Here is a 13,703-nt window from a genome sequence, read left to right as displayed (position 1 = left end):
GTCCTTCCACCAGATGTGGAAGGAGCTGCTCCCCCTCGGGAGGGCGGACTCCGGTGGGTACCGCCGGTTCGCGTGGACGGGTCCCGACCAGGAGTGCCGGCAGTGGTTCCGGGAGCAGGCACTGGCCCGGGGCCTGGACTACGAGGTGGACGGCAACGGCAACCAGTGGGCGTGGGCCGGCGACAAGGAGGCCGGCAACGCCCTGGTGACCGGCTCCCACCTGGACTCCGTCCCGGACGGCGGCGCCTTCGACGGTCCGCTCGGCGTCGTCTCCGCGTTCGCCGCGTGGGACGAACTGCGCAGCCGGAACGTCACGTTCTCCCGCCCCTTCGCCATCGTCAACTTCACCGACGAGGAGGGCGCCCGCTTCGGCCTGGCGTGCGTGGGCTCCCGCCTGATGGCGGGCACCCTCGCACGCCAGGACGCCCAGGCGCTGCGGGACGCGGACGGGGTCACGCTGCCCGCGGCGATGGAGGCGGCCGGGCAGAGCCCCGAGGCGCTGGGCCCGGACCCCGAGCGCCTCGCCCGGATCGGCGCGTTCGTCGAGCTCCACATCGAGCAGGGGCGGGCACTGGCGACGACCGAGCACCGGATCGCCGTCGCCTCGGCGATCTGGCCGCACGGCCGCTGGCGGTTCGACTTCCGTGGCGAGGCCAACCACGCGGGCACCACCCGTCTGGAGGACCGCAGGGACCCGATGCTCACCTACGCCACGACGGTGCTGGCGGCCCGCAAGAAGGCCCGGCTGGCCGGTGCGCTGGCCACCTTCGGGAAGGTCGCCGCGGAGCCGAACGGCGTCAACGCCGTGCCGTCCCGGGTCAGCGGCTGGCTGGACTCGCGGGCGCCGGACGAGGAGACGCTGGCCGGGGTCGTCGCCGAGATCGAACGCGCGGCCGGTGAACGCGGGGTCCGTGACGGCGTGGACGTGCGGGTGACACGCGAGTCGGCGACGCCGCTGGTCGAGTTCGACCACGCGCTGCGCGACCGGATGGCGCGGATCCTGGGGGACGGAGGCGAGGGGGACGGAGGTGCCGGCGGGGTACCGCTGCTGCCGACGGGCGCGGGACACGACGCGGGTGTTTTGTCCGCCTCGGTGCCCACGGCGATGCTGTACGTCCGCAATCCGACCGGTGTCTCGCACGCCCCTGCCGAGTTCGCCGAGGAGGACGACTGTGCGGCGGGCGTCACCGCGCTCGCCGACGTACTGGAAGGTCTGGCGTGACGACGAGGACGACGAACAGCCCCGGCGCCTCCGGCCCCGGCCCGGCGCCGGAGGGCGCACCGGGCGCGGCGGCCTACTGGTGCGAACTCGCCTGGCTCAACGGCACCGTCGAGCCCCATGTCGTCCTGGAGACGACCGCACAGGGGCGGCTGGGCGCCGTACGCACGGGCGTCGAGGCGCCGCCGCCCGGCGCGGTGGTGCTGCGCGGGCTCACCCTGCCCGGCCTGGCCAACGCCCACTCGCACGCGTTCCACCGCGCCCTGCGCGGCACCGTCCAGGTCGGCTCCGGCACCTTCTGGACCTGGCGCGACGCGATGTACCAGACGGCCGGCCGGCTCACGCCCGACACCTACTACGACCTGGCGCGCGCGGTGTACGCGGAGATGGCGCTGGCCGGCATCACCTGCGTGGGCGAGTTCCACTACCTGCACCACGCGCCGGGCGGCACCCGCTACGACGACCCCAACGCGATGAGCCACGCGCTGGTCGCCGCCGCGGCCGACGCCGGCATCCGCATCACCCTGCTCGACACCGCCTACCTCGCCTCCGGCATCGGCCCCCGGGGCCGCGGGGAGCCGCCGACCCGGCACCAGGCGCGGTTCAGCGACGGCACCGCCGAGGCGTGGGCCGAACGCGTCACCGCCTTCGCCCCGCAGGGCGACCACGCGCGGGTGGGCGCCGCCGTGCACTCCGTGCGGGCCGTCCCCGCACGCGAACTGAGCACCGTCGCCCGGTGGGCGGAGGAGCGCCACGCCCCCCTGCACGTCCACCTGTCCGAGCAGACCGCCGAGAACGAGGCCTGCCAGAGCGTCCACGGCATGTCGCCGACCGCGCTGCTGGCCGAGCACGGCGTGCTCACCCCCCGCACCACCGCCGTCCACGCCACCCACATGAGCGAGGACGACATCCGGCGGGTGGGACGCTCGGGGACGGGCGTGTGCATGTGCCCCACCACCGAACGCGACCTGGCCGACGGCATCGGCCCGGCCCTCGCCCTGGACCGCGCCGGCGCCGCCCTGTCGCTGGGCAGCGACAGCCACGCCGTCATCGACCTGTTGGAGGAGGCCCGCGCCATGGAGCTCGACGAGCGCCTCGCCAGCCGGGCGCGCGGTCACTGGACGGCGGGGCAACTGCTGCGCGCCGCCACCGAGGCGGGCCACGCCGCGCTCGGCTGGCCCGAGGCGAGCCGCCTGGAGACCGGCGCCCTCGCCGACTTCACCACCGTGGCGCTGGACTCGGTGCGCACCACCGGAACCGCCGACCGGATGGCCGCGGAGGCCGTCGTCTTCGCCGCCACCTCCGCCGACGTCCGCCACACGGTGGTCGGCGGCCGGCACGTGGTGCGCGACGGCGCCCACACCGCGGTGGGCGACGTCCCCGCGGCCCTGAAGGACGCCATCACCGCCCTCCGCCCCTGACGCACGCCGACCGCCCTGCCCCGCCGCGGCAGGACGGTCGGCCTCCGCCCCCGACCGGCCCGCCGCCCCGGCCCCCGCCGGTCCGCCCCGAGGCCCAACGAGGAACCCACCCATGCCCGAGACCACCGCCCTCACCCACCTCGCCGCCCTCGTCACCAACGACCCCGCACAGGGCGACGGGAGCCCGCTCGGCGTCATCGAGAACGCCGCCCTCGTCATGGCGGGCGGCGAGGTGGCCTGGGTCGGCCCCACCGACCGGGTACCGGCCACCGACACGGTCCACGACGCGGGCGGCAGAGCTGCCGTGCCCGGCTTCGTCGACAGCCACTCCCACCTGCTGTACGCCGGTGACCGCACCGCCGAGTTCAACGCCCGCATGTCCGGCCGGCCCTACACGGCCGGCGGCATCCGCACCACCGTCCAGGCCACCCGCGAGGCGTCCGACGAGGCCCTCGCCGCCACCCTCGACGCCCACCTGCGGGAGATGTACCGGCAGGGCACCACCACGCTGGAGACGAAGTCCGGGTACGGGCTCAGCCCGCAGCACGAGGCCCGCGCACTGCGGGTGGCGGCCCGGTCCGGCGTGGACGAGGTCACCTATCTCGGCGCCCACGTAGTCCCGCCCGAGTACGCGTCCGACCCCGACGGATACACCGCCCTCGTCGCCGGACAGATGCTCCAGGAGTGCGCCCCCTACGCCCGCTGGGTGGACGTCTTCTGCGAGGAGGGTGCCTTCGACGAGGACCGCTCCCGCACCATCCTGGCCGCGGGCAAGGCGCAGGGGCTGATCCCCCGCGTGCACGCCAACCAGCTCTCCTACGGGCCGGGCGTGCGGCTGGCCGTGGAGATGGAGGCCGCCTCGGCCGACCACTGCACCCACCTGACCGACGCCGACGTCGACGCCCTCGCCCAGAGCAGCACGGTCGCCACCCTGCTGCCCGGCTGCGAGTTCTCCACCCGCGCCGTCTATCCCGACGCGCGCAGGCTGCTCGACGCGGGCGTCACCGTCGCCCTGTCCACCGACTGCAACCCGGGCTCCTCGTACACCTCGTCGATGCCCTTCTGCATCGCGATCGCCGTCCGGGAGATGAACATGACGCCCGACGAGGCCCTCTGGGCGGCCACCGCGGGCGGCGCCCGGGCCCTGCGCCGCACCGACGTGGGCCGCCTCGCCCCCGGCTGCCGGGCCGACGTCACCCTGCTGGACGCTCCCTCCCACGTCCACCTCTCCTACCGCCCGGGGGTGCCGCTGGTCGCGGACGTCTGGCGCCGGGGCGTACGCGTCGCATAGGGCGGTCCGTCCGGCCTGTCACGCGCGGCGGCCGCCCCCTCGCGCGGCAGGACGGGAACGCGGCACGGAGCGGGCGCGGGTCCGGCGCGGAGACGGCCCGGCAGCGCCGCGTTCCGGTACTCCTGCGGGGAGACGCCGTAGGCGGCGCGGAACGTGCGGGTGAAGTCCGCGGGACGCGGGAAACCCCACCGGTCCGCAAGGGACTGGATCGTCCGGGAGGTGAGCGCCGGGTCGGCCAGGTCACGGCGTACGTGCGCCGGACGTTGCGCACGGATCCACGCGGTGACGGTGCAGCCCTGGCCCTGGAAGAGGCGGTGCAGGCTGCGGACGGAGATGCGGTGGGCCTCGGCGACGGCGCCGGGAGACAGCTCAGGATCGCCCAGGTGCTCCTGCACGAAGCGCTGGACCCTCGCCAGGAGGGCGCGGCGGCAGGCCGCCGCCTCCCCCGCGCCACCTGTGCTTCCGCGGACTTTCCGGCAGGTGTGCACTGTCCCCCCGGTTCGCTCACCGACTGCTCCGCTACGCCGTGACGACAGGGACCCGCAGGCCGCGGGGAATCCCGTGCAGGTGCCAACTCGCGCCTCCACCCACGGGTTGAGGCGGCGCGCGGGTCGACCGGGCGGGGTAGGCGGGTGGGCGGGCGCGCCGCGGTGCGGACTGTCGGTGGGTGGTTGTAGAGTCACAATCATTGTGTGCGTACAAACACCACGGGGGGTGGACCCATGGCTGATGCCGATACCGGTGTCGACGCCGGTCCCGGCGTGCGGCGCCGGATGCTGATCCTCTCCATCTGCTGCATGTCGCTGCTGATGGTGAGCCTCGACACGACGGCGCTCAACGTGGCGCTGCCCGACATCCGCGCCGACCTGGACGCCTCCGTCTCCGGGCTGCAGTGGGTGGTGGACGCCTACACCCTCGTGCTCGCCGGGCTGTTGATGGCCGCGGGCTCCACGGCCGACCGCATCGGCAGACGCCGCGTCTTCCGCTGGGGGCTCGGCCTGTTCGTGCTGGGCTCGCTGCTGTGCAGCCTCGCGCCCGGGCTCGGCTGGCTGGTGGCGGCCCGCGCGCTCCAGGCGGTGGGCGGGTCGATGCTGAACCCGGTCGCGATGTCGATCATCACCAACACGTTCACCGAACCGCGGGAGCGTGCCCGCGCGATAGGCGTCTGGGGCGGCGTCGTCGGCATCAGCATGGCGGCAGGCCCGGTCCTGGGCGGACTGCTCGTCCAGGTCAGCGGGTGGCAGGCCATCTTCTGGGTCAACGTGCCGGTGGGTCTCGCCGCCCTGCTGCTCACCACCCGGTACGTCCCCGAGTCCCGAGCCCCCCGCACCCGCCGGGCCGACCTGGGCGGCCAGACGCTGATGATCGTGCTGCTGGTCGGTCTCACCTACGGCATCATCGAGAGCCCGCACCGCGGGGCGGCCTCGCCGCTGGTGCTGGGCTGCGCCGCCGTCGCGCTGGGCGCCCTGATCGCGCTGCCGCTGTACGAGCGCCGCCGCGCCGATCCGCTCATCGACCCGCGCTTCTTCCGCAGCGTGCCCTTCGCGGGTGCCACGGTCATCGCGGTGTGCGCGTTCGCGGCGCTGGGCGGGTTCCTCTTCCTGACCTCCCTGTATCTGCAGGAGGTGCGGGGCATGAGCGCGCTGCACGCGGGCCTGTGCACGCTGCCGATGGCCGCCATGACCCTCGTCTTCGCCCCGCTCTCGGGCCGGTTGGTGGGCGCCCGCGGGCCGCGGCTGCCGCTGCTGGCGGCGGGCGCCGGGCTCACGGCCTCCGGGGTGCTCTTCGCCCGCACCGCCTCGGCCGACCTGTCGCTGTGGGTGCTCTTCACCGGCTATGTGCTCTTCGGTGTCGGCTTCGGGCTGGTCAACGCGCCGATCACCAACACCGCCGTCTCCGGCATGCCCCGGGCGCAGGCGGGGGTCGCCGCTGCGGTCGCCTCCACGAGCCGCCAGGTCGGCACCTCCCTGGGGGTGGCCGTCATCGGTGCCGTCGTGGCGAGCGCCACGGTGGGCGGCGCCGGCGGCCTGCGGGACGCCGCCGGGTTCCAGGACATGCAGCGCACCGCGTGGTGGATCCTTTCCGGGTGCGGCCTGGCCGTTCTCGCCCTCGGCGTGCTGACCACCGGCCGCCGGGCCCGTGCGACGGCACAGCGCGCGGCCCACCTCCTGGAGGACGCGCCCGACGCCCCTGACGCCCCGGACTCCCGGCCGGCGGCCCCGGCCCGCAGCGAGGTGGCGCGGTGAGCGGCAGCCGATCCGGTGGCGCGGGGAACGCCCGTGCCGCCGCCCCGCAGCCCTGCGGGCCCGCACCCGGGTTGTCGCAGGACGATCCCGGCGCCGCGGAGCCGCCGTCCGTGCGGGTGTGGCGCGACATGCGGACCCTCGTCCTGCGAACCGCCGACGTACGGCGGCAGGTGAGCGAGGCGCTGGGCATGAGCTACTTCCGGGCCAAGGCACTGCGCCACATCGCGAACGAGGGTCCGCTCACGCTCAGTGAGCTGGCGGCGGGCCTGATCGCGGACGCGCCGTACACGACGCTGACCGTCGAGTATCTGGTGCAGCGCGGCTACGTCACCCGGGAGCCGAACCCGGCGGACCGCCGGTCGAAGCTGGTCGAGGTCACCGAGGAGGGAGCGCGGGCGGCGGCCGAGATGGCGCGTATCAGCGACACCCCGCCTCCGATACTGCGCGAGCTGCCTCCCGGGGACCTGACGACCCTGGAGCGCATCCTGGACAGCGCGCTGCGCGGCGACGCCCCGGAGGGCTGAGCGGCCCGGGGCGGCCCGACCGCCCGGCCGTCCCGGCGCACCGTGCAAAGACAGGCCGAGGGCCCGGCCGGACTGGTGTGTCACCGTCCGGCCGGGCCCTCGGCACACGGAGCAGCCCTGCACGCGCGCCGCGCGTGCGGCCCCGCGTCACTCCTCGATCATCAACCCCTTGCGGAGCTTGCTCAGGGTGCGGGAGAGGAGACGGGAGACGTGCATCTGGGAGATGCCGAGCTCCTCACCGATCTCCGACTGGGTCATGTTGGCCACGAACCGCAGCGAGAGGATCTTGCGGTCACGGGCCGGGAGTTCGGCGATCAGGGGCTTGAGCGACTCGACGTACTCGATGCCTTCGAGCCCGTGGTCCTCGTAGCCGATGCGGTCGGCCAGCGCTCCCTCGGTGTCGTCCTCCTCCGGCTGGGCGTCCAGCGAGCTGGCCGTGTAGGCGTTGCTGGCCGCCATGCCCTCGACGACTTCCTCGGTGCTGAGGTCGAGCCGCTCGGCCAGTTCCTCGACGGTCGGCGCGCGGTCGAGCTTCTGGGCGAGTTCGTCGCCCGCCTTGGCCAGATCGAGCCGGAGTTCCTGGAGGCGGCGGGGTACGCGTACCGACCAGGAGGTGTCGCGGAAGAAGCGCTTGATCTCGCCGACGATGGTCGGCATCGCGAAGGTGGGGAACTCCACTCCGCGGTCGAGTTCGAACCGGTCGATGGCCTTGATCAGGCCGATGGTGCCGACCTGGACGATGTCCTCCATGGGCTCGCTGCGCGAGCGGAACCGGGAGGCCGCGAACTTGACCAGCGCGAGGTTGAGTTCGACCAGGGTGTTGCGGACGTACGCGTACTCGTGGGTGCCCTCTTCGAGGGTCTCCAGACGCCGGAAGAGCGTCTTGGACAGGGCCCGCGCGTCCAGCGGACCGACCTCGTCGTAGGGTGGGATCTCAGGGAGCTGGAACTGCTCGAAGAGGTCGGCTTCCACCGCCTCGGCGATCAGGTCCGTGCTCGCTGGGTCGCCGTCGGTGACGGCGCCGGTGGGCAGGTCCCGGGGATACGGCAGTTGGTCCGGGCTGTACTGCTCCGGAACGGCGGGAGAGATCGCGACCTGCGCATCGGCGGGGTCCGATATCCCGTTGTCGAGCCGGGGTGACATGGCTGTCCTCCATGGTTTCTCGGCATATGGCTGCCGAAGCCGTGACGTGCACTACGGGGTGCGGCGCCTCCAGAGCCGACGTCGTTTCGCTATCTCTATTAGACCTACCTGTTTCTCCACAGCCAGAGCAAGTTCGTTATGTCCATATCTGGTGTGTTCTGTCCAATGTTCGGCTACCGGTAGGGCCGTCGAAGGCGTAGGGTTCGAACCGCTCGACGGGGGAAGCAGTGATGGCCCTCACGCGATCAGAAGGGGTGTGCATGGACCGCGGGATGCCCGGCAGCACGAGTCGGGGCAAGCTGACGGTCGACGTACGGCACGAGGGAGACAGTGCCGTGGTGACCCCTGAAGGTGAGCTCGATCACCACACGGCGGAGGTGCTGCGCGAGCCGCTGGAGCGCAGCGTCGACGAGGGGTACAGCCGTCTGGTCGTCGACTGCTCCCGGCTCGACTTCTGCGACTCCACCGGGCTGAACGTGCTGCTCGGGGCCCGCCTGCAGGCCGAGGCCGCGGGGGGCGGCGTGCACCTGGCGGGGATGCTGCCGGTGGTGGCGCGGGTCTTCGAGATCACCGGTGCCGACGCGGTCTTCACCGTGCACGACGACGTCGCCGCGGCGCTGGGACACCCTTCCGGGGCGTCACAGCAGCCCGATGCGTGACCGCTGCGTTACACGCATCACACCGGTCCGGCGCAATCCGTAAGTGTTCTCACGGTGCTGCCGGGCAGGAGTCCATCGAATCTGTCAGACATTCGTGTACAGCGCGTCAGGTTCCGCCGTGTGCGGGGTACGACGTGGGACGGCGAATCGGTAACCGGTGATCGGTGAGGTGAACCACTGATGAGCACCACCCGGCCGCAACCGGCGGGCGACCGCGGACCGGAGCCCGAGGGCACCCCGGCGACCGCGACGGCCCGCGGCTGCGACGCGGCCGGGGGCGCGGAGGTGGAGCCCGCCGGGGACCCGGCCCGGCCGGAGTCGGCCGGGCCCGGTTCCGCTCAGGCGGGGGGCGCCGACGCGTGGGTACCGGCTGGAACGGATACTGGGCGTGAGCCGACATCCGGAGTCCTGGATTCCGCGGCTGCTTCCACGTCCGCACCCGAACCCGAAGGGGGGAGTGGCGCCATGGGGACCGCTGCGGAGAGCGCGGCCTCGACCGCCGCAGGGGACGTCGGCCAGGCGGGCCGGCCGATGCGGCAGGTACGCAGACTGCGGCTCGTCGGCGCCAGCGGCGCCGTACCCCGCGCGCGTGACTTCACCCGCCAGGCCCTGCTGGACTGGGGCTGGCTGCCCGCCGCCACCGCGGACCAGCGGGCCGCCGCCGAGGACGTCCTGCTGGTCGTCTCCGAGCTGGTCACCAACGCGTGCCTGCACGCCACCGGCCCCGAGGAGCTGCGCGTCGGCGCCAACGCCAAGGTGCTGCGGCTGGAGATCGTCGACACCGGCAGCGGATCCCCCTCCCCCCGCACCCCGCACCGCGCGGGGCGGCCCGGCGGACACGGCATGTTCATCGTGCAGCGGCTGTGCCTCGACTGGGGCGTGGTGCGCAACCCGGAGGGCACGGGCAAGACCGTGTGGGCGGAGCTGGCGGCTCCCAACTGACCCCGCCCTCCCCAACTTTCCTTCTCTCGCAGGGCCCGGCGCCACTCGGCGCCGGGCCCCTGTGCTTTTCGGCTCCGGCGTTGCCGACGCTCTTCCCTCGGCAAGGGGGCGGGGTTACTGTCGGCGCAAAATCTGATGTGTCGTCAGTAACTTGCGAGTCCGGATGAAGGGGGAACCCCCGTGTCCCACAGCAAGAAACGCACCGCCCGCACGGCCGCCGCGACCGCCGTGGCAACCCTCGCCGCCGGATCAGCCGTACTGCTGACGGCACCGGCCGCGAGTGCCACCACCGTCGACGTGGACTACCAGTGCAAGACGCCCATCGGCAACAAGGGCGCCGTCTCGCCCATCGACATCAAGTCGACCAAGAGCGGCGACGGTTACAAGCTCACCATGTCCTTCGAGAAGGGCGTCTCCTCCAGCCCCGTCGAGCTCGGCAAGGGTGCGATGAACCCCAGCGCCAAGATCAAGCTGGGCGGTGCGGAGACCGGTGACGTCGCGGTGAAGGGGCCGCCCAACGACAAGGCCATCCCCGCGAACTCGCCCATCAAGATCCCGGACCTGTCCGGCACCTACACGCCCAAGAAGAGCGGCAAGGTCACCTTCACCGCGAGCACGCTCACCATCAAGGCGCTGGGCACCACCACCACCTGCAACCCCAAAAGCACCCCCAAGCCCTCCCTCACCCTGGACGTGACCGGTGCGGGCGGGGGCGGCTCCGACGGCGGCTCGGGCGGCGGTTCCGACGGCGGGGCCACCGGGGGCGCGGCGTCCGGCGGCGCCACGGGCGGGGACTCCGGCGCCGCCACCGGCGGGGCCGGTCAGTCGGCGTCCGGTGGCGGCGAACTCCCCAGGACCGGGCCGACCGACTCCGCCGTCGCCCTCGGCACCCTCGGCGGCACCGTCCTGCTCGCCGGCGTCGGCGGGACCCTGTGGATCACGCGGCGCAGGGCCGCGGTCCGGCACTGATCCGTGAGGGCTGATCACGTGCCCGCACAAGGTGCCCACCTGGGCGGCGGACGGAGGTGCGAGCGGCACCCCGTCCGTTGCTGCGGCCGGTGCCCTGGCCGCAGCAACGGCGGCGACCACGGCCGGAACGTCGACCGCATCCCTGACCGGAGCACCCAGGGGAGCCCCGAGCACGGCGCCGGTGGGGGCGCCGTGCGCGGCGCCGAAGGGGATTCCGCGCGCGGCGCCGAAGGGAGCGCCGACCGGGTTGTCGGCCGGGGCCCGGTGGCGCCTCGGGGGCCTCGGACGGCAGGCGGGCGCCGCGACGGCGGGGTCCGAGGGGTCCGTCTGCTGCGCGTGACCGGGCCGCTGCGCCCGCTGCGCCGGTCGCGCCCGCTGAGCCGGTCCGGCCCGCGCCGTAGGGGGAGGGGAGGTCTGCGGGTGGTGGCGGCGCTGGTGTGGGCGGTGTGCGGCGTCGGCTGGATGCTGGGCGGGCCCGGGGCGGGGGCCGCTGCCGGTGCGGGCAGCGGGGGCGCCGCGGCGGTGCGGGCCGAGGATCCGCCCGCGTGGTCGGCCGCGCCCGCACCGCCCGAGGGGGCCGCGAGCAAGGACGCACGGTCCTTCTTCTACCTGGAGGGGCCGCCCGGCACCGTGCTGAAGGACTCCCTCGCACTGACCAACGAGAGCAGCAAGCCCCGCACCTTCCGGCTGCGCGGGGCCGACGCGTACAACACGCGCGCGGGCGGCTTCGCCGTACGGGAGGAGGGGCGCCGTGCCGAAGGGGCGGGGAAGTGGCTCGCCCTCGCCCAGGACACGGTTCAGGTGCCGCCCCGCACCCGGGCGGAGGTGCCGCTGAGCGTGACCGTCCCCGACAGCGCCGTACCCGGCGACCACCCCGCCGCGGTGGTCGTCAGCGACGGACAGCGCACCTCGGGCGTACGCCTCCAACTCCGCGTCAGCGGTCCGGCCCTGGCCGCGCTGAGCGTCGAGCACGTGTCCGTCGCGGAGCGGGACGGCGGGGCCGCGCAGATCACCTACACGCTGGTCAACCGCGGCAACACCGTGCTGCGGCCCCGGCTCGCGGTCCGCGCCGACGGGCTGTTCGGGCAGGCGATGCGGCGCGCGGCGCGGCCGCTGCCGGTCGAGTTGCTGCCGGGGCAGCGCGTCACCCGGCACGAGCGGTGGCCCGACCCGCCCCGCGCGGACCTGGCCGACGTGCGGCTGACCGTCACGGCGGACGGCGGCGCACGGGACGAGGCCGCGGCCTCCTACACCGCCGTTCCCTGGGGCTGGGGCGCCGGGCTGCTCGGGGCGCTGGCCGCGGGCGGGGCGGGCTGGTACCTGCGCGGCAGGCGGCGACGCGAGGAGGCCCCCGGCCCGGCGGACGAGCGCGAGGACGGGCGCCGGGGCGAGGAGGGGGACCCCGGCGCGGACGGAGACGCCCCCGAAGGCGGCAGCGGGCAGCGCGAGTTGACGGGAGTGCCCAGATGAGGACCAGCATCCGTGAGACCGTGTGCCTGGTGGGCGCCCTGGCGGGGCTCGTCCTGTCGGCGCTCGCACCCACCGCGGCGGCGACGGCCTCGCCCAAGCAGTCCGCCGAGCGGAAGCAGCCGGACATCCGCCTGTCCCGGACCGAGGCCGGGGCCGGAGCGGAGCTGACCGTCCGCGGCTCCGGCTGGCGGAAGGACACCCTGGTCACCCTCCTGCTGTGCGGGCAGAACGCCATCGGCGGCACCAACTCCTGCGCCAACGCGGAGGGGCAGGCCACCACCACGGACGGCAGCGGCCGGTTCACCGGGCAACTGCCCGTGGCCGAGCCGCCGAAGCCGTGCCCGTGCGTCGTACGGGTCGCCACGGTGACGGGCCCGTATGCGGCGGCGGACGCGGCCTTCCAGGTGGCCGGCCACCCCGTGGAACCGCTGCCGAAACGGCGTACCGGCGGCAAGCTGGCGGTCCTGGCCGCGCGGCTGGAGGGCGAGGGAGGGCTGCTCAACTGGTTCGGCGCCCCGCAGCAGCGGACGCTGGTGCTGACGGTCGGCAACCTGGGCTCCGACCGCGCTGAGGACCCGGTCTTCCAGGTCGGCACCTCGCACGGCGTCCTCGCCCCCGCGTGGGAGCGTCAGCAGTGGCGGGGGACCGTCGACCCGGGCGGGAAGGAGCGCATCGAACTGCCGGTGGAGCTCGCCGTCGGCGCCCACGGGGACTACACCGTGGCCGCCAAGTCCGGCCGGCGGGTGCTGACCGAGCAGCCGTGGAGCGTGGGGCGTCCCTGGGGCGTCACCCTCTTCTGGGCGCTGCTGTGCGTGGTGGTGCCGGCGGCGGTGTTCCGGCTGGGCATGGCCGTCGTCGACCGGGTCCGCCCGCGCGGGGCACCCGGCGAAGTCGCGGGCCGTGACGGTAGGGCTGCCGAGCCACGACGCCCTCGCGTCCGTCCCCGCGGGCGGCGGCTCCGGGCGGGGCGCTGCCGCCTGTCCCGGCCCCCTCCGCAGAGCGAGCCCCCTGGCGGCGAGGCCCTCGGAAGCGCCGGACCCAAGGCCACCGGGGCCACCGGGGCCGACCACCCCAGCGACCGCATCGACTCTTCCTGACCCCTCCCGCCGCCCCGCGCGCAGGCCGGGACCGTGCGGGCGGAAGCGTGCCGTTACTGACCTTTGCGACGCGTTGTCGTTGAGGACTTACGGTGTGTGATCGGCATGGTATGCCGGTATGCCGGTTGTATGAGGTGTCCGCGAGGTGGTGGGCCGACGCCTGGACGGCAGGCGTTTCGCGAGCGAATCCGGATGGGGGCCGCTGAGCGCTTCGCCGCCGGGGCCTGCAACGCGGAGGTCGCCAAAGACTTGCGGGTGAGCGTGGGCTCGGTTCAGCGAGGGCGTCGAGCCTGGCTGGGCTCCGGCACGGAGGGCCTTCGATCGACCGGGCCCGTGTCGCTGCCCGAGCTGAGCGACAAGCTGTCCGCGGTGCTGGAGCAGGCACTCGGCAAGGGCCCGGTCGCGCACGGCTGGCCGGACCAGACCTGGACTGTGGCGCGGATCAGACCCTGATCGGACGGCGTTTCCACACGTCGTTCACGCTGTCCGGCACCAGCCGGATGCTGCGCCGCCACGGCTGGAGCCACCAGGTACCGGACCGGCGTGCTGTTGAGCGGGACGAGGCAGCCGTGGCCGGATGGATCAAGGAGAGCTTCCCGCACGTGGAAGCACCGCGGCGGCGCTCGACGCCTACTTCGTCTTCGCGGACGAAGCCGGCTTCTCGATGACGCCGCCCACCGCGAGCACATGGTCCCGCCGCGGCAACACCCCGCTCCTCCGGG

The 13,703-nt window shown here is 74.2% G+C and carries 13 protein-coding genes and 1 pseudogene; 12 read left to right on the top strand and 2 right to left on the bottom strand.

From position 1 onward, the window contains the following. Positions 1-13: 13 nt before the first annotated feature. The 3 genes from H297_RS0128015 to hutI all read left to right on the top strand — a co-directional run bounded on the left by H297_RS0128015 (position 14) and on the right by hutI (position 3,931). Positions 14-1,222: an allantoate amidohydrolase gene (locus H297_RS0128015; protein WP_027739750.1), complete on the top strand. Its 1,209-nt coding sequence runs from the start codon at positions 14-16 to the stop codon at positions 1,220-1,222. Continuing rightward, positions 1,219-2,640, top strand: coding sequence for a formimidoylglutamate deiminase (locus H297_RS0128010; RefSeq protein WP_027739749.1), 1,422 nt, complete (start codon positions 1,219-1,221; stop codon positions 2,638-2,640). Before H297_RS0128015 ends, H297_RS0128010 begins: the two co-directional genes overlap by 4 nt. A gap of 112 nt (positions 2,641-2,752) precedes the next feature. Next, positions 2,753-3,931 carry an imidazolonepropionase gene (gene hutI, locus H297_RS0128005; protein ID WP_027739748.1) on the top strand — a complete coding sequence of 393 codons (1,179 nt, stop codon included), beginning with the start codon at positions 2,753-2,755 and terminating at the stop codon, positions 3,929-3,931. On the opposite strand, the gene H297_RS44645 is transcribed toward hutI, so the two are convergent. After that, positions 3,871-4,326 carry a helix-turn-helix transcriptional regulator gene (locus H297_RS44645; RefSeq protein WP_486589702.1) on the bottom strand — a complete coding sequence of 152 codons (456 nt, stop codon included), beginning with the start codon at positions 4,324-4,326 and terminating at the stop codon, positions 3,871-3,873. The two genes, hutI and H297_RS44645, sit on opposite strands and share 61 nt — an antisense overlap. A 327-nt stretch (positions 4,327-4,653) precedes the next feature. On the opposite strand from H297_RS44645, the gene H297_RS0127995 reads away from it, so the two are divergent. Both H297_RS0127995 and H297_RS38820 read left to right on the top strand, forming a co-directional pair. Further along, positions 4,654-6,177, top strand: a complete 1,524-nt coding sequence (locus H297_RS0127995; RefSeq protein ID WP_051352241.1) for a DHA2 family efflux MFS transporter permease subunit — start codon at positions 4,654-4,656, stop codon at positions 6,175-6,177. Next, positions 6,174-6,701, top strand: coding sequence for a MarR family winged helix-turn-helix transcriptional regulator (locus H297_RS38820; protein WP_486589701.1), 528 nt, complete (start codon positions 6,174-6,176; stop codon positions 6,699-6,701). The genes H297_RS0127995 and H297_RS38820 overlap by 4 nt, the downstream gene beginning before the upstream one ends. 147 nt (positions 6,702-6,848) lie before the next feature. On the opposite strand, the gene H297_RS0127985 is transcribed toward H297_RS38820, so the two are convergent. Further along, positions 6,849-7,844 (bottom strand): RNA polymerase sigma factor SigF, encoded by a 996-nt coding sequence (locus tag H297_RS0127985; protein WP_027739746.1) that lies wholly within the window; start codon positions 7,842-7,844, stop codon positions 6,849-6,851. A 260-nt stretch (positions 7,845-8,104) separates the two neighbouring features. Between H297_RS0127985 and H297_RS0127980 the strand changes: the two genes are divergently transcribed. The 7 genes and pseudogenes from H297_RS0127980 (at position 8,105) to H297_RS44635 (ending at position 13,649) form a co-directional block, all read left to right on the top strand. Next, positions 8,105-8,503, top strand: a complete 399-nt coding sequence (locus H297_RS0127980; protein ID WP_027739745.1) for an STAS domain-containing protein — start codon at positions 8,105-8,107, stop codon at positions 8,501-8,503. Positions 8,504-8,968: 465 nt separating this feature from the next. Beyond that, positions 8,969-9,445 (top strand): ATP-binding protein, encoded by a 477-nt coding sequence (locus tag H297_RS0127975; protein ID WP_027739744.1) that lies wholly within the window; start codon positions 8,969-8,971, stop codon positions 9,443-9,445. 180 nt (positions 9,446-9,625) lie between these two features. Beyond that, positions 9,626-10,414: an LPXTG cell wall anchor domain-containing protein gene (locus H297_RS0127970; protein ID WP_027739743.1), complete on the top strand. Its 789-nt coding sequence runs from the start codon at positions 9,626-9,628 to the stop codon at positions 10,412-10,414. A gap of 336 nt (positions 10,415-10,750) precedes the next feature. Then, the gene (locus tag H297_RS38815) at positions 10,751-11,884 is read left to right on the top strand and encodes a COG1470 family protein (RefSeq protein WP_486589700.1); all 1,134 of its coding nucleotides are present in this window, start codon (positions 10,751-10,753) and stop codon (positions 11,882-11,884) included. Continuing rightward, complete coding sequence (locus H297_RS38810) at positions 11,881-12,981, top strand: hypothetical protein (protein WP_199787274.1); 1,101 nt, start codon at positions 11,881-11,883, stop codon at positions 12,979-12,981. The genes H297_RS38815 and H297_RS38810 overlap by 4 nt, the downstream gene beginning before the upstream one ends. Before the next feature lie 105 nt (positions 12,982-13,086). Continuing rightward, positions 13,087-13,290, top strand: a pseudogene (locus H297_RS44640) (helix-turn-helix domain-containing protein); the annotation flags it as partial. A gap of 191 nt (positions 13,291-13,481) precedes the next feature. Beyond that, complete coding sequence (locus tag H297_RS44635) at positions 13,482-13,649, top strand: winged helix-turn-helix domain-containing protein (RefSeq protein WP_486589699.1); 168 nt, start codon at positions 13,482-13,484, stop codon at positions 13,647-13,649. Positions 13,650-13,703: the final 54 nt, after the last annotated feature.

The sequence above is a fragment of the Streptomyces sp. CNT360 genome, from assembly GCF_000424785.1.
Note: the sequence above shows the minus strand (reverse complement) of the source record. Positions and strands in the feature narration are given on the sequence as shown.